At 51.3% G+C, this 15203-nt stretch carries 10 protein-coding genes and 1 pseudogene; 7 read left to right on the top strand and 4 right to left on the bottom strand.

Annotation, left to right across the window (positions count from 1 at the left end):
• The first annotated feature begins 208 nt into the window (after nucleotides 1–208).
• On the top strand, nucleotides 209–424 hold the full coding sequence (locus FG381_RS04715) for a hypothetical protein (RefSeq protein ID WP_139687002.1): 216 nt from the start codon (nucleotides 209–211) through the stop codon (nucleotides 422–424).
• Between the two features lie 201 nt (nucleotides 425–625).
• On the opposite strand, the gene FG381_RS04710 is transcribed toward FG381_RS04715, so the two are convergent.
• The 3 genes from FG381_RS04710 to FG381_RS12740 all read right to left on the bottom strand — a co-directional run bounded on the left by FG381_RS04710 (nucleotide 626) and on the right by FG381_RS12740 (nucleotide 4648).
• A complete protein-coding gene (locus FG381_RS04710; protein WP_139687003.1) occupies nucleotides 626–2119 on the bottom strand; it encodes an ISNCY family transposase in 1494 nt (497 codons plus the stop codon).
• Between the two features lie 578 nt (nucleotides 2120–2697).
• Nucleotides 2698–2910: a hypothetical protein gene (locus FG381_RS04705; RefSeq protein WP_139686989.1), complete on the bottom strand. Its 213-nt coding sequence runs from the start codon at nucleotides 2908–2910 to the stop codon at nucleotides 2698–2700.
• Entirely contained in the window at nucleotides 2897–4648 is a 1752-nt protein-coding gene (locus FG381_RS12740; RefSeq protein ID WP_228025634.1) for an IS1634 family transposase, read from the bottom strand. The genes FG381_RS04705 and FG381_RS12740 overlap by 14 nt, the downstream gene beginning before the upstream one ends.
• 115 nt (nucleotides 4649–4763) lie before the next feature.
• On the opposite strand from FG381_RS12740, the gene cadB (FG381_RS04695) reads away from it, so the two are divergent.
• Entirely contained in the window at nucleotides 4764–6125 is a 1362-nt protein-coding gene (cadB, locus tag FG381_RS04695) for a cadaverine/lysine antiporter (RefSeq protein ID WP_228025702.1), read from the top strand.
• A gap of 71 nt (nucleotides 6126–6196) precedes the next feature.
• Here cadB (FG381_RS04695) and FG381_RS04690 read toward each other — a convergent pair whose 3' ends face one another.
• The gene (locus tag FG381_RS04690) at nucleotides 6197–6973 is read right to left on the bottom strand and encodes a radical SAM protein (RefSeq protein ID WP_139687771.1); all 777 of its coding nucleotides are present in this window, start codon (nucleotides 6971–6973) and stop codon (nucleotides 6197–6199) included.
• Nucleotides 6974–7301: 328 nt separating this feature from the next.
• On the opposite strand from FG381_RS04690, the gene cadB (FG381_RS04685) reads away from it, so the two are divergent.
• From cadB (FG381_RS04685) to FG381_RS12735, 5 genes and pseudogenes are all read left to right on the top strand, one after another.
• Nucleotides 7302–8687 (top strand): cadaverine/lysine antiporter, encoded by a 1386-nt coding sequence (gene cadB / locus FG381_RS04685; RefSeq protein WP_139687770.1) that lies wholly within the window; start codon nucleotides 7302–7304, stop codon nucleotides 8685–8687.
• A 48-nt stretch (nucleotides 8688–8735) separates the two neighbouring features.
• Nucleotides 8736–10883, top strand: coding sequence for a lysine decarboxylase LdcC (locus tag FG381_RS04680; RefSeq protein ID WP_139687769.1), 2148 nt, complete (start codon nucleotides 8736–8738; stop codon nucleotides 10881–10883).
• 368 nt (nucleotides 10884–11251) lie between these two features.
• Nucleotides 11252–12790, top strand: a complete 1539-nt coding sequence (gene lysS, locus FG381_RS04675; protein WP_139687768.1) for a lysine--tRNA ligase — start codon at nucleotides 11252–11254, stop codon at nucleotides 12788–12790.
• Between the two features lie 118 nt (nucleotides 12791–12908).
• The gene (gene potE / locus FG381_RS04670) at nucleotides 12909–14300 is read left to right on the top strand and encodes a putrescine-ornithine antiporter (RefSeq protein WP_165697839.1); all 1392 of its coding nucleotides are present in this window, start codon (nucleotides 12909–12911) and stop codon (nucleotides 14298–14300) included.
• A gap of 1 nt (nucleotide 14301) precedes the next feature.
• Nucleotides 14302–14910: pseudogene (locus FG381_RS12735) on the top strand (MATE family efflux transporter); the annotation flags it as partial.
• Nucleotides 14911–15203: the final 293 nt, after the last annotated feature.

Genomic DNA, 15203 nt, shown 5'->3' with positions numbered 1-15203 from the left:
GATTTCGCCGTGATGCTTTCATTTTGAGACTGACGCACCATATTCCTGAGTTGTCTTAAGACTCACACTCGCATCCAGTTCGTTTTGCAGGAAGGAAGACTTCGATGGAAAACTTCATGACGGTCAAAAAAATAGCAGGAGAAGCGCTATGGCGTCAGACAAAAAGATCGGGCTGATTACCTGTACGGGATGTTAACGGGCAGCAAAAATGAGACTGCTAACCCACAGCGATAATGAGACTTTTTCTGCCCCTCTGGGTGACACCAGCAATCGGCAAGAGTTTCACAACAGCGCTGATCTTTTCAAGGAGGCGAAAAGCTACACAGCGGCTTTTCTGGTAACGCGCGAGCTCGCGGATTGGTTTGCGGGCATTGTGCTGGCCGAGCGCTCCACTTCGGCACCTGGCGGCGGTACCGGCATTTAGCCTACGGGCACTGAGGCAAGCTCTGTCAAGCGAACGTGGAATAAACGAGCGCGGCCTTCAGACGCGCGAAGCTTTATGCCGCGAAAGTCGCTTGACAGAAATCCCTGAGATATCATTTAGTTAAGGCGGATGCATCCAAGCGCAGCGCGCGGTGCATTCGCCTTAACGACCCACCATCTCAACGGTGCTTCAACCGTTGAGTTATCTCTTGGGCTTCAACTTTTCCTTGGCTGCTGCAATACGAGCATTGATTGCTTTCGCTTCTTCGATCTTTCGGTTCAGTTCCTCCCGTTTCGCCATCGCTTTCAGAGCCGATCTCCTTTGCATTTCGTGCCAGGGGCTCTTTTGCGTCGTTTCTGAGTCTCCTTTCTTTTGACGCCCCACTTCATCAACGCGGTGATTCAGTGTCTTGGCCGTTTCTTCCGGTGTTGCGACTGACATTTTCAATTTCGTTCTGTCGTGTTCCGTGAATTCGAGCACGTGGTAGCGTTTTCGGATTCTCGGCCCCTCTTTGGTGATCCGCTTGCGATGTTCAACCTCGTCGCACCAGAGGATTTCCACCCGCCCATCGGCATACTCCAGCAGATTGCACTCAGTCTTCATCATTGCTCCCCTCATGGAGCGGCCCACCCCGACAATCTGCAGTGTCTTGCTGCCGTAGGACACCGTCAGGTTCCTGCTGATCATACGTGTATGCCATCTGGCAAAGATCTGCTCAATGCGTTCTTTCGTTTCCTCCAGCAGCGGCGCGTGGCTATCCTTAGAGTCAGCGGGAGCAATTGCGAATTCTTGGTTATAGCTCGCCAGCAATTCCGGCATTCGTGAATTTGCTTCCGCCATATTTCTGATGCCCAGCACACGGAACTCTTTTGGCCATCGTCCCTGCAGCGTGCTGAATGTTCGCTCGACCCGCCCTTTGGCTTCTGGCGAATTAGCCCGTATCCCCGTTACCCCCAACTCCCGACAGACTCTTTGAAATTGTGTTTCCTCGGATTTTCCGCTCTTCGAGGGATTTACTGGGGCAAAGATGGAATGTCTGTCGCTGTACAGAGCCCATGGAATCCCATATTTTTCAATGTACTTATTCAGCAACTGAAGATATCCTTCAGATGTTTCTGTTGGATAGAAGCCGGCGACCATGATGCGGCTTGTTGCGTCATCGACAAAGATGAGAAGCGCGTAGCTGTTATCGTCTCCGGTTCCCTCGAACCATGGATGCGGACTGCCGTCAATTTGAATCAGTTCCCCAACGCTCGATCTGCGGCGGCGCAGCTTATGCGCGGTCGACCTGCGCTCCTTTGGAGTTTCTTCCGGACGAAGTGTTGTCAGGATTCGTCGTACCGTTTCAACGGAGACCTCAATACCCTCAATGAGCAAATACTTATGCAGGAGGGTTGCCTGGAAGCCCTCATATTTGCCTGTTGCAAACTCGATGATCCTCGCTCTGATCTGCGGATCGAGCTTATTGGCCGGAACACGATTCCCTTGACCGGTATGTGAGGGCAGCCGACCTGTCTCTCGCCAGTTCTTGAGATGCCGCATAAACGTGCTGCGAGGCATCTGCATCAATGTCTTGGCATCCTCAACGCTATAGAGATGCCTTTCGTAGCCTTCAAAAATTTCCTGAGGTGTCAGCCGAGGGATTTCGGACTCAACAACAGAAGGGCCCCGAGACTTTCTTGCTTGTTTCGACATAGCAGTCTCCTTGGTAATTAAGCCGAAGGGATTTCGACTTAATATCCAAGGAATACATTATGTTAAGAGGAAATACCATTGTCGATATTCAGCATATTCAGTAGTCTCATGCAGAGGTATCCTGTCTTATTGCTGTGGTATCTCATCTCATTTCGTCATGGCATCGGGTCCCATTCATTTGTATGCAGTTCTGCCGCTGGGGCAAGTAGTCTCAGTGCAGAGGTAAAGCTGACCAAGAGTGGTATGCCGTCTCATTCAGAGCGGTTTGCAGTCTCAATCCCTGTGGTAATCCATCTCTCTTTACGGAGGTATCGGGTCTCAGTGGTAATGGGTCTCGTGGTAGCGGAGGTATCCAGGCCAACAGGATGTTGGTATATCGTCCCGGTCAGATACGGTATATGGTCTCAAATCCTTGGCGTATCACGTCTCAAAGTCGTTGGCTAAACAGTCTCGTTTACGCTGACCGTTAACACTGATTACCTGTACGGGAATTGTTGCCGGAAATATGATGTGTTCTGGCATCGCCCTTTTACCTGAACTTCCAGCCGTTTATTACTCTCGCGACTTCGGACGGTCAGTCAGCGACTTAAAAAGGTCATGAGTTCCTCCATGGTCTTACCGCTTCGAGCCATGGCTTCCGCAATCACTTCGGCCTGCCGCAGCGTCTTTTCCTTGTTGAGTTCGATGAGCTTTACCCCGAGCTTCTCGTAACGTGTTTTGACCTTCAGCAACCGCTGCTGAGTCAGTTTGATCTGCTTCTCAATCGAAGCCAGCGACTTACGCTTCGGCATCTTCATTCTCCTCCTCGCCAATCGGTTCCAGATCCTCGACGTCCTCCATGCTGTCTTTCTTTCCGGCAAGCGCGGCAGAGATGGCGGCGGCCTGCGACATAACCTTGTCTTTCGTCATGCCAAAGGATTTCAGGATGATTTCCTGCGTCCTCGTGATTGCGTGGTCAAGCTGATATCTGCCGTCATTGATTCTCACCAGCTCGATTGTCTCCAGTTCCCGGATCGCCGCAGGAACCGTCATGTAGTTCCTCTTTGTCGGCAGGCGGAGCATCTCATCCTTCAGGAGGTTGTAGAGCCTCTGTCGAATAATGAGAGCAATAAATTCAATAAAAATCTTGGCTCTTACGGCTTCTGCGGAGTGTACCCGCATGCTCTTGCTGCCCAGGAATGATTTGTCTGCGCTGAAGAGCTTCTCTGAGGCGTCGCGGCCTCGGTACTGCAGATAAGCGTCTCTGGCGCTCATTTTCTCGGAGGTAATGATGCAGAAATATCCGCATCTCGAATAAGCATGCTCGATGATGCTCTTCTTCTCTTCGGCAAAAAGGAAGCGGCCTTTTTCGTCGTAGTGACACTGGAAGTAATCTGTATGCGGGGATCCGAACTCCACTTCACGGCCGACCCACTGGTCGAAGTTCTTCTGCATCTGCGTCAGCGCGTTTTCTATATCGCGCCGCTCCGTCGCCATCTTCATGGGGTTAAAGAAGACATGAAAGTAGCGCTCCCGTGAGTCTTCCGGAAAAATCTTCATTTTTTCCGTTGTGCCGCTGATGCAATGCTCGCGCAGGGAGGCGTCGACGCGATTTTCGAAAGTGCCGTGGAGCCTGTCGACCAATTCGGCCACAAGTGCCTTGCAGCCCTTAACCATCATGATGAACTCAAAGTTATTCGCATCCATGTAGTCGATGTTGATCTTGCAGAAATAACCTCGGTCGATGATGAAGCCAATACGCTTGTAGTTGTACGCAATTGCCTTGTCTACAAGGAATTTGAACTGACTGACGTCATTAATGGAGCCAGGGTAGCATTCATAGAACAACGGCACCTGATTGGTTTTGTCGTAGGCGACGGCAAGATTAAAAATCGGGCATCCCTGATCGACTTTGGCCTTGCCGAATTCAACAAAATCAACATCTCCCGCCTGGCAGTTCTTATTAGTTGAATCATAGGAAATGTAGATCCGTGAGCGATGATCGCGCTTTGCGTTCCAGTCGTTCAGAAAGCCTGAAATTTGGTCCGGGCTGACGTTGGCGAGGAAGCTCGAGATGGCGGCGTCGCTCGCAATCCGCATGTCTTTCGAGAAGAGCGGATGTCGATATGCGTAGTCCGGGTAGTACTGCCCTTGATTCCTTTCCTCAATGATCATGTAGGCGGCCAGATCCAGCACCAGCCCAGCTCGATCAAGGAAATGCTTCTGGAGCATTTTGCCGAGGCCGTACGTCTGCACGATGTTTGCTATGACGATGTAGCTGCCGGCCATCAGCGTGCTGCAGCGCCTGGCGCTCTCCCGGACTTCTGGGAGAACGGCATCAGGGAAAAAGACCAGGAAATTTTCATTCGGAACCATGGTCTCGGTTTCACCAACGCATTTTCCGATTAGCACACGCTTGGGCACCGTGTGCTTCTTTTTCGGGTCGTAGCTGCGCTCCAGAACGTAGTGGATGTACGTTCCGCTCTTAGTGCCTTGCCGACTGATTTTTCCTTTGAGCCTGGGTATCGGGACCGTGAAATTCAGGAACATTCGAAGTTAAATTGCGAGAGTAATATATTACTCTCGAGTGTACAAGAAAAGCGCCGGCGACGCAATGAAATTTTTTAAGTTTTTTCGGTAGTAATGATCAAAATCCTGTTGGATCTTGAACGAGAGTCATGCGGTTCTGGAAGTTGAGGTTTTACCTGCCAATCTTTCAGCAATAGGCTCAATTACGCTGATAGGTTGGTTAATTGCTTTGCTGGGCGCTCTGGGTCTGGCGTGGGTATATGCCTATCAGGCTACGACCGATCCTCAGGAAGGAGGTCCAATCGCTTACGCCGGGGAGTTGAGTAAAGTCTTTGGTTTTCAGACGGGCGTACTCTACTATCACTCCAATTGGATAGGCAATTTAGCCTGCGGCATCACAGCAGTTGCTTATCTTTCCTATTTTTTCCCGGAATTACAGAGTCCGCGAAATGCGGGATTCGCCTGCATCGGCATTGTCTGGCTCCTTACCTTTGTCAATATGCTGGGCGCCAAATGGATAGGACGATTCACCACGATCGGGTTGATCGCTGTTTTGATCCCCGTCGTTGGTACAGCAGTTGCCGGCTGGTTTTGGTTCGACCCGCAAACTTACGTGGCTAACTGGAATGAAACAGGAAAGACAAGCTGGTCGGCTGTTTCACAAAGCGTCTTACTTTGTCTTTGGGCTTTCGTCGGTGTCGAATCAGCGGCGGTTTCCACCCATATTGTTCGAAATCCAAGGAAGACAATCCCTATTGCAACGCTTTTGGGTACTCTCATTGCCGGAGTGGTCTATATCGCTTCCTCTCAAGTCGTTTGCGGAATGTATCCGGCTGAGATTATTGCGAATTCTGGAGCTCCTTTTGCTATCGCTGCTTCAACGATCGCTGGGCCTTGGGCGGCTCCGATAGTTGCCGGCTGCACTGCATTCGCAAGCCTTGCCTCACTGGCATCATGGATGATGTTGGTCAGTCACGCCGGTGCCAGAGCCTCTAAGGATGGAACTTTCCCGTCTATTTATGGAGAGATTGATCGCAACGGGATCCCGCGTAAAGGACTTGTCTTAGGTTCGATAAAAATGACCGTCATGATGCTGGTCATTGTCGCAATCAATTGGAACAGTTCCGGGACGGCCGTTCTTTTTGAATCCATTACCGGCATCGCAGTACTTTTGCTGATGCTTCCTTATTTTTATTCTGGTCTGAATCTGATCCGGAAAGAGGGCGCTCAGCAGGGGAAGGCCATCAACGTAGTGGCGGCTGTCGTAGCTTGTTCTTTCTGCCTCGTAGCCATTGCCGGAGCAAGTCAGATGAGACTTGCACTGACGTTAATTACAAGCCTGACGGTTCTGATTTTTTATGCATGGCGGACAGGGTTGGATGCCAGCAGATTCGCCAGCAGTGCGAGAAGTCTGATTCAAGCGGGCGACGCCATGCGTCTTCCAGGAGGCGCTTTAACCCGGGTCTGCAAAGAGGATGATCGCGGTCCGTGGCTTTGAGAACGTAAAAAGTTATTGAAGAATTCTCTTATGAGCATGTTTTAGGGAGCTCCTGGTGGGCTCCCTTTTTTTCAGATGCTAACCGTGACGGGGATGCCGGCGGCAGTGACATATGCCGCTATGCGCCGAAGCTTTTTTTCTGAAGCTTTCAGGAGAGTTTGGGAGGGCGCCTCTCTATCGAGCGTGTAGATCGTTACTAAACGCGGCTTGATGGTTTTCAGCGTATTCACCCATGGAAGCACATATTCGTCCGTTGTGTTGTCAACGCTTTGCCCCTTCCAAAATCCAGTCATGAACATTGTCTGGATGACGCACCGGCCGTCAAATTTCTTCATGAGATTCAATAGAGCAGGGAGGTCGTAAAAACTCGTCGGCCTGTCTACCCGTGCGATGTATTCGGCTGAGACGGTATCCAGCTTGAGAAGAGGCGTGTCTATTGATCGAAGTGCACGAAAAATTTCCGGTTTTAAGAGATGGGTTGCATTCGTAAGGCAGCACACAGAAGCCTTGGGCAGCAGACGGTTTCGAAGTTCGATCACGCCGTGCACGATCTTTGGAAAATCAGGGTGCCCGGTCGGTTCCCCATTTCCAGAAAAGGTGATTGCCTGAGGATATCGACCGAGATTGATGAGTTCATTAATTCGTTCTTCAAGTCGCTCTAAAACATAGTCGCAAGTTGGCATCGAAAACTTAGGGCGATTTTCCGCATTCAGGCCGCATTCGCAATAAACACAATCAAAAGAGCAGATTTTACCGTCTGGCGGCAGCAGGTTAATACCCAGAGATAAACCTAATCTGCGTGAATTTACCGGTCCGAAAATAGGTGAAGGGTAAAGTATGGTACTCATTAATGGCTCCGTTGATGATTATTGGTCTTTTTTATATTTCTGCATTTAAATTTTGGCGCATACATATTAATAACCCATCAGTGTTAACCATTATGGTTACTATATAATCGCCATATAATTTTATCAATATGATGATTTATATGGATATTTATATTATTTATCAATATAAATTCGAAGTCAGTTCTTTTGAAGTTATAGCGGGTTGACATTTTTATCGGCGATGAAGAACACAATTCATCCCGTAGCGATCAAATCGTTCTTGAATAAGACAAGAACAGCTAGAAACACTCAACCAAAACCTGGACCATTAACCTTCAGGGGAATTTAAATGTCAACAGGGAAAAAAATCGGGCTCGTCGCCTGTACCGGCATTGTGGCCGGTAACATGATGGGTAGCGGTATCGCACTCCTACCTGCCAACCTAGCCAGCCTTGGTTCTATTGCGCTTTTTGGATGGCTTATTGCACTCGTTGGCGCGCTTTCTCTTGCATATGTATATGCAAGACTCGCAACTAAAAACCCCCAGGAGGGCGGACCAATTGCATATGCCGGTGAGGTTAGCAAGTGCTTCGGTTTCCAGACGGGCGTTCTTTACTATCACGCCAACTGGATCGGCAATCTCGCTATCGCCATTACCGCCGTTTCCTACCTCTCAGTCTTCTTCCCTGCCCTGAACGATCCGATCATCGCCGGCTTAGCTTGTATTGCGACGGTTTGGTTCTTCACCTTCATGAATATGTTGGGCGGAGCCTGGATCAGTCGTTTAACGACGATCGGTCTCATTGCGGTTCTTACTCCCGTCATTGGTACCGCCATTGCCGGTTGGTTCTGGTTTGACCCGCAGACTTATGTGGCCAACTGGAACGTTTCCGGTGGCACCGATACTTCCGCGATTGTTCAAAGCGTGCTGCTCTGCCTCTGGGCTTTCGTTGGTGTTGAATCCGCCGCCGTTTCATCTGGTCTCGTTGAAAATCCGAAGCGTACGGTGCCGCTTGCTACGATGCTCGGCACGCTCCTCGCAGGTTTGGTTTACATCTCTGCTTCTCAGGTGATCTGCGGCATGTATCCCGCGGAAGTTATGGCTGCCACTGGTGCTCCGTTTGCGGTTTCTGCCGCCACGATCGTTGGTGATTGGGCTGCTCCGTTGGTCTCTGCCTTCACTGCTTTTGCCTGCCTTACCTCTTTGGGTTCCTGGATGCTCCTCGTTTCCCAGGCTGGTATGCGAGCTGCCAAGGACGGCAACTTCCCGAAGGTTTATGCCGAACTCGACAAGAACGGCATCCCCCGCAAAGGCCTCATTCTTGCTGCCTGCAAGATGACCGTCCTGATGGCCGTGATCATGGCTCTCAATTCGACCGGCGGTAAGACTTCCGACCTCTTCGGCACGCTCACCGGCATTGCGGTGCTTCTCACGATGCTGCCCTACTTCTACTCCTGCGCGAATCTGATTCGCACGGAAGGTGCCACCACCCGTCACGTTCTCTCGCTTGTAGCTGCCGCCTGCGGCTGTGGATTCTGCTTCGTTGCTCTTATGGGCGCCCAGCAGGTTGAGCTTGCGGCCACCTTTGTAGTGAGCCTTGTGATCCTGATGTTCTTCTCCTGGAAGCGCGGCAAGTTCCAGAGCACGCTCGAGCCGGCCCGCAAGGTTGGTACCGGCGGCGGCGTTCAGGTTCGCCCCATGCCTGCGGCTCCTCTGGATCCCTATGACGAATAACCCGACACCTCATACGAACAGCAAATCTTTTAAATACCGGAGCAAATCATGAATATCCTGGTTGAACTCATTAAAGCCGGCTCTTTCTATAAAGATGCCCCGATTACGAGCCTTAACAATGCACTCAAGAACCGCGGCTTCGAGGTCGTGTATGCGAGCGACGAAAAGGATCTTCTCGAAATCGTTGAGAATAATGCCCGCGTAGGCGCCGTGATCCTTGATTGGGATGCTGCATCCACCTGCCTTTTCGAAAAAATCAACGCCTTCAACGATTATCTGCCGATCTGCGCATTTACCAACAACAATGCGGTGACGGATGCGTCGCTGGCCGATCTGAAGATCAATATTGAATTCTTCGAATACGATCTCTCTGCAGCAGAAGATCAGGCGCTCACGATCCAGCAGCTCGTCGAGCACTATGTTGATGCAATCACGCCGCCCCTGACCAAGGCGCTCTTTAAGTTCGTTGACCAGGGTAAGTACACCTTCTGTACGCCGGGTCACATGAGTGGTACTGCATATCAGAAGAGCCCGATCGGCACGCTTTTCTACGATTTCTTCGGTCCCAATACCTTCAAGGCCGACGTATCGGTCTCTGTTGGTGAGCTTGGATCTCTCCTCGACCATACCGGGCCTCACGGCGAAGCCGAGAAGTTCATCGCGAAAACCTTCAATGCTGACAGAAGCTACATCGTGACGAACGGCACGTCGACTGCCAATAAGATCGTGGGTCTTTATTCGGCGCCTTCCGGCAGCACTGTCCTTATTGACCGCAATTGCCATAAGTCTCTCACGCACCTGCTCATGATGAGCAACGTGACGCCGATCTATCTTCGTCCGACTCGTAATGCTTACGGCATCCTGGGCGGCATTCCGAAGAAGGAATTCATGCATGAGACGATTGAGGCTCGCGTGAAGGACACTCCGGGGGCTACCTGGCCGGTGCATGCAGTTGTTACGAATTCGACTTACGACGGTCTTTTCTATAACTGCGACTGGATCAAGTACAACCTCGACGTCAAGTCGATCCATTTCGATTCGGCCTGGGTTCCGTATACCAATTTCAATCCGATTTATAAGGGCCTGTGCGGCATGAGCGGCGGCGCAGTTCCGGGGAAGGTCATCTACGAAACGCAGTCTACGCACAAGCTCCTTGCTGCGTTCTCGCAAGCTTCGATGATTCATGTGAAGGGAAATATCAACGAAGCAACCTTCAACGAAGCCTTCATGATGCATACGTCTACGTCTCCGATGTATGCGATCACGGCTTCGACCGAAACCGCCGCCGCGATGATGCGCGGCAACGTTGGGCGCCGCCAGATTGACGAATCGATCGATCGTGCCATCCGCTTCCGTAAGGAAATCAAACGCCTCAAGGAAGAGTCTGATACGTGGTTCTTTGATGTCTGGCAGCCGGAGAATATCGGGTCGAAGGAATGCTGGGAACTGAAGCCTGAAGACTCCTGGCACGGCTTCCGCAACATTGACGGCGACCATATGTTCCTTGATCCGATCAAGGTCACGCTCCTTACGCCGGGCATGACGAAGACCGGAGAAATGGCTGAACGAGGCATTCCTGCGTCAATCGTTTCGAAGTACCTTGACGATCGCGGAATCATTGCTGAAAAGACCGGGCCCTACAACCTGCTCTTCCTCTTCAGCATGGGCATTGACAATACCAAGGCGATGGGTCTTCTTCGAGCGCTTTGCGACTTCCGCCGCGATTACGACCGAAATCTCCCGATCAAGCGCGCCATTCCGTCGCTCTATCAGCAGAACCCGGAATTCTATGAACATGTGACGCTGCAGGATCTGGCTCAGGGCATCCATGCGCTCATCAAGCAGCACAACCTGCCTGATCTGATGTTCCGCGCCTTTGAGGTTCTTCCCTCGATGGTCATGAAGCCTTACGACGCCTTCCAGCTTGAACTTAACGGTCAGGTCGAGGAGTGCTACCTCGAGGACATGATCGGCAAGGTGAACGCCAACATGATTCTGCCGTATCCGCCGGGAGTTCCTCTCGTTATGCCCGGTGAAATGCTCACGGAAGAAAGTCGTCCGGTGCTCGACTTCCTCCTGATGCTCTGTGAAATCGGAGCGCACTATCCCGGCTTTGAAACCGATATCCACGGTGCCTATCCGCAGAAGGATGGACGCTATACGGTGAAGGTCATCAAGACGGAAAGCACCAAGTAAAGCTCTCCTGAAGAGCACCGACTCCTCCGATATATCAAACGTATCGGCAGGAGTCGGGCCTGAGTCAATCTGAGACGTAAAGAGGCAAAAGTATGAAATACCTGAAACGAATGATCGCCCTGATGCGCTTCCTTCCCCATCGCCTCCCGCCGATTCCTAATTGGAAGAACGCGTGCAGGAATCGTCAGCTTCTGATTTCTTCTTTTACCGTCACTTCAGTGGCAGTCCCTAGCGCCTCTAACTAGTGAAAGTTGTCGGATTTTTTTCGACTTTTCCTATTTGTTTTGCGCTGCAGTCATGATGTTCTCCTCCTTAGGGCTGCAGCGTTCATCTTCCATCCAAAATTTCTGCATATGCCGGAGCTTCGAATGACCGAACAAAATTTTGATGTCGACCGTGCCCTCGACGCTGAACTCGAACACAACGTTTTCACTGAGCGGCGTAGAAAGCTCGCTGAAATCCGCGAGCAGGGCGTCGCCTATCCCAATGACTTCAAGCGGACAGCGCTTTTTGGTGATCTTTCTGAAAAGTTTGCTGATGCAACTGCCGAAGAACTTGAAAGAAACCCAGTCAGCGTTGCTGTCTCCGGGCGCATGATGCTCAAGCGCGTAATGGGGCGGGCAAGCTTCGCAACGGTGCGCGATTTCACTGGCACGATGCAGTATTTCGTTGCGGAAGAAAATGTTGGAGAAGCAGCATATGCTGAATTCAAGACACTGGATCTTGGGGATATAGTCGCCGCAAAGGGTACGCTCATGCGCACTCGCATGGGTGAGTTGGCGGTTCGGGTGACCGAAATCCGCCTGATGTCAAAGTGCCTGCGACCGCTGCCCGACAAGTACAAGGGGTTGGCGGATACTGAGCGCTGCTATCGGCAGCGCTACGTGGATCTGATTGTCAATGAAGAGTCGCGCAAGAGATTCCTGGTCCGATCTCGAGCCATCGCTGCCGTAAGGCAGTACATGATTGACAGTCGATTCCTTGAAGTCGAAACGCCCATGCTTCATCCTATCCCTGGAGGGGCGAATGCTCGGCCTTTCGTTACTCATCACAATGCGCTCGATATGGACATGTATCTGCGCATTGCCCCCGAACTCTATCTGAAGCGCCTCGTAGTAGGCGGGTTTGAGCGTGTCTTCGAAATCAACCGAAACTTCCGGAATGAAGGCGTTTCTGCCCGCCATAACCCGGAGTTTACGATGATGGAGTTTTATGCGACTTACTGGACGTATAGGGATCTGATGGACTTCACGGAAGCACTACTGCGTCATGTCGCAGCAGTGGCCGCAGGCTCTCCTGTACTCAACTATCAGGGCATGACGATCGACCTTTCGGAACCCTTTGATCGGCTTACGCCGAAGGATGCAATCCTTCGCTATGCCCCCGGGTACTCTGTCGAAAATCTTGAAGACAAGGAGTTCCTTCTCCGGGAACTCGAGCGTCTAGGCGGAGAGATTCCAGTCGATCCCGGGCTTGGTGCTTTGCAAATGGCGCTTTTTGATGAAACCGTAGAAAAGAAGCTCATTAAGCCCACGTTTATTATTGATTATCCAACAGAAATATCTCCGCTTGCCCGTGCTTCCGACGCGGATCACAGCATTACGGAACGTTTTGAACTTTTTATTGCGGGCAGAGAAACTGCAAACGGTTTTTCCGAACTCAATGACCCTGATGATCAGGCAGAGCGCTTCCGGGCTCAGGTCGAGAAAAAGTCTCACGGCGACGACGAAGCAATGTATTACGATTCCGATTACGTCCGCGCTCTTGAGTATGGATTGCCTCCAACCGGGGGATGCGGAATTGGCATTGATCGCTTCATGATGCTGCTTACAAACGCGCCGACAATCCGTGACGTGCTTCTTTTTCCGCACATGAGGCCTGAAACAGGCAAGACTGCTGGCGCATAACGAAATTTCTTCTGGAAAGATTGCAGAAGGGCGCGTTCCTTCAGGTTCGAAGCATGATGTTCGGTCGGCCTGAAGGAATGCGCCCCTGCCGTTGTTCAGAAGCTGCGCCGGAATGCTCTTGACCCAACAGCAGGAGAAATTGAATATGACCGGCAATAAAATGAGCCCTACACAGCTCACGCTGCTTACTGCGCTCAATATGCTCGGATCCGGAATCATCATGCTTCCCGCAAAACTTGCGGAAGTGGGAATGATTTCATCCTTGTCCTGGATCTTCGCCGCGACTGGGGCGGTTGCTATTTCGTATGTCTTTGCGCGTTGCGGAATGCTCTCCAAGCGTCCGGGACTCGGTGGCATCGCCGAATACGCTTTTGGCCATACCGGCGCCTTCATGGTGAATTGCATATATGGCTTTTCTCTAATTACGGCGAACATTGCCATCACCTACAGTGCCCTAGGCTATCTTCTGGGGCTTGTAGGGGGAGGCATCCACACATCGGACAATAGTTCCATCTGGATTTGGGTTGGAACCGTCGCTCTGTTATGGGTGGCTACGCTTCTGAATTTCAGAGGGGCGCGTTTTACCGGTGTTATTTCGGCCGCATTAATTTGGGGAGTCCTTTTGCCTGTTCTTGTCCTTCTCTTGATGGGAGGGTTCTGGTTTGAGGCTTCGACTTTTGCCGTTAATTGGAATCCGACCGGTTTGAGTGCCTGGGATGCAACGACGGCTAGCATCGCGCTTACTTTTTGGTGTTTCCTCGGACTGGAATCTGCCTGTGCAAACGGTGATGCGGTTGAAAATCCTTCGCGCAACGTACCCAGATCGGTATTAATCGCCACAGTATCTGTTGCGGTTCTTTATGTTGTGACGACCAGTCTGATTGCGGGTATTGTTCCCTCGGAACAAATGGTGGGATCTACGGCTCCCTTCGGGGTAGTTTTTGCGGCGATGATCGGTGAGGGAGCGGGGGCTGTTGTCGCTTCTACTCTCGTGCTGGCGATGATCGGATCTCTTGTTTCCTGGCAGTTCACACTTTCGCGCGTTTTCAAAACTTCAGCTGAAGTAGGTGACTTCCCGGCAATTTTTGCCCGCACGAATGCCAAAGGCGTTCCTATCGTAGGATTCATTATCCTCACCTCAATTCAGAGCATACTCGCGCTGTTGGTCGCAAGCCCAAATCTACTTAAGCAATTTGATTTTCTTGTAGATTTTTCCGTCATTACGAACATTATTCCTTACGTGCTCTGCATGGCAGGTAGTTTTTATCTGTCGAGGAAAATGAAGCTCAGTCGTGGTCGCCTGATCCAGACCGATATTTGTGCGACTTACGGGATTGCTTTCTTATTCCTGCTTTTCCTCTCGATGGATAGTCTCACGATGAAGATCGGCGCTATTTCCGTCTTCCTGGGCTGGGTTCTTTATGGCGTGCGCCGAGCGCAAACGCCGGATGAAAACATTCCTCTTATCAGCACTGCTCATGCAGATGCAAATCTGAAATCAAACGAATGAGATGCCTATGACTGAGAGCTTTCCCTATAAGAAAACTCGAAATCCTGCCGCAGACTCATCCCTTGAGAATGGTGAAGGGAGAGGACCGGATTCCTGCGTCACCGGTCGTGTCAACACGAGTGCGTGGGCACTTCTCAGGCTGGCCGGTCCGATTTTCTTAGCAAATCTTTCAGTCATCTGTTCAAGCACGCTTGATACGGTGATGGCCGGTCGACTCTCGGCAGTGGACATGGCAGGCGTAGCGCTTGGTATGGCCGTGGCATCTTGGATCAGTATTTCGCTTTCAGGTGTGCTTCAAGGTATAGCGCCTGTGGCGGGATTCAGTTATGGCGCCAAAAAATTTCGCGAAGTCGGGATCGAACTGCATCATGCTCTCATCCTGGCGCTGATTTTTTGTGTGCCGGGGGTGATCGGAACGGCGGCAGCAGACTTTTGGTGCACTTTTGCTGAACTGGATGCCGATGCTGCCGTCGTTGCCCAAAACTATCTTTGGGCAAGCGCTTTTGCGCTGCCGCCCATTCTGCTCGCGCGTTGCTTCATAAGCGTCAATGCGGCAGTGAATCATCCTCAGGCGGCGATGATCATTACGGCAGTTATGTTGGCTCTCAAAGTGCCGTTGAATGAAATCTTTATGAAGGGATGGGGTGCAATTCCAGCCATGGGAGGTGCAGGAGCTGCTGTATCGACCGCGATCCTTTCATGGGGCGCCCTTGTCGCCTACTGGCTCTATTGGAAAACAGCTCCAGATTTCGCGGCCATGCGGCCAACCCGTCGGCCGAAGATCGCTCTCTCAAATTTCGAATCCCTTTTACGAATAGGGTTCCCTATCGGTGTTGCAGGTTTTTTCGAGATGACATCTTTCACCATGATGACGATTCTTCTCGCGCGTCTGGGAGAGAGCGT

Source organism: Sutterella faecalis, from assembly GCF_006337085.1.
In the GTDB taxonomy this organism is placed as follows: domain Bacteria; phylum Pseudomonadota; class Gammaproteobacteria; order Burkholderiales; family Burkholderiaceae_F; genus Sutterella; species Sutterella faecalis.
The sequence above is the reverse complement of the archived record's forward strand: the minus strand, read 5'-3'. Positions and strand labels throughout refer to the sequence as shown.

What these genes read in the sequence shown, in the direction of transcription:
- FG381_RS04690 (WP_139687771.1), bottom strand. Translation starts at nt 6,973, where the DNA reads ATGAGTACCATACTTTACCCTTCACCTATTTTCGGACCGGTAAATTCA.
- FG381_RS12740 (WP_228025634.1), bottom strand. Translation starts at nt 4,648, where the DNA reads ATGTTCCTGAATTTCACGGTCCCGATACCCAGGCTCAAAGGAAAAATC.
- FG381_RS04680 (WP_139687769.1), top strand. Translation starts at nt 8,736, where the DNA reads ATGAATATCCTGGTTGAACTCATTAAAGCCGGCTCTTTCTATAAAGAT.
- lysS (WP_139687768.1), top strand. Translation starts at nt 11,252, where the DNA reads ATGACCGAACAAAATTTTGATGTCGACCGTGCCCTCGACGCTGAACTC.
- FG381_RS04710 (WP_139687003.1), bottom strand. Translation starts at nt 2,119, where the DNA reads ATGTCGAAACAAGCAAGAAAGTCTCGGGGCCCTTCTGTTGTTGAGTCC.
- FG381_RS04715 (WP_139687002.1), top strand. Translation starts at nt 209, where the DNA reads ATGAGACTGCTAACCCACAGCGATAATGAGACTTTTTCTGCCCCTCTG.
- cadB (WP_139687770.1), top strand. Translation starts at nt 7,302, where the DNA reads ATGTCAACAGGGAAAAAAATCGGGCTCGTCGCCTGTACCGGCATTGTG.
- FG381_RS04705 (WP_139686989.1), bottom strand. Translation starts at nt 2,910, where the DNA reads ATGCCGAAGCGTAAGTCGCTGGCTTCGATTGAGAAGCAGATCAAACTG.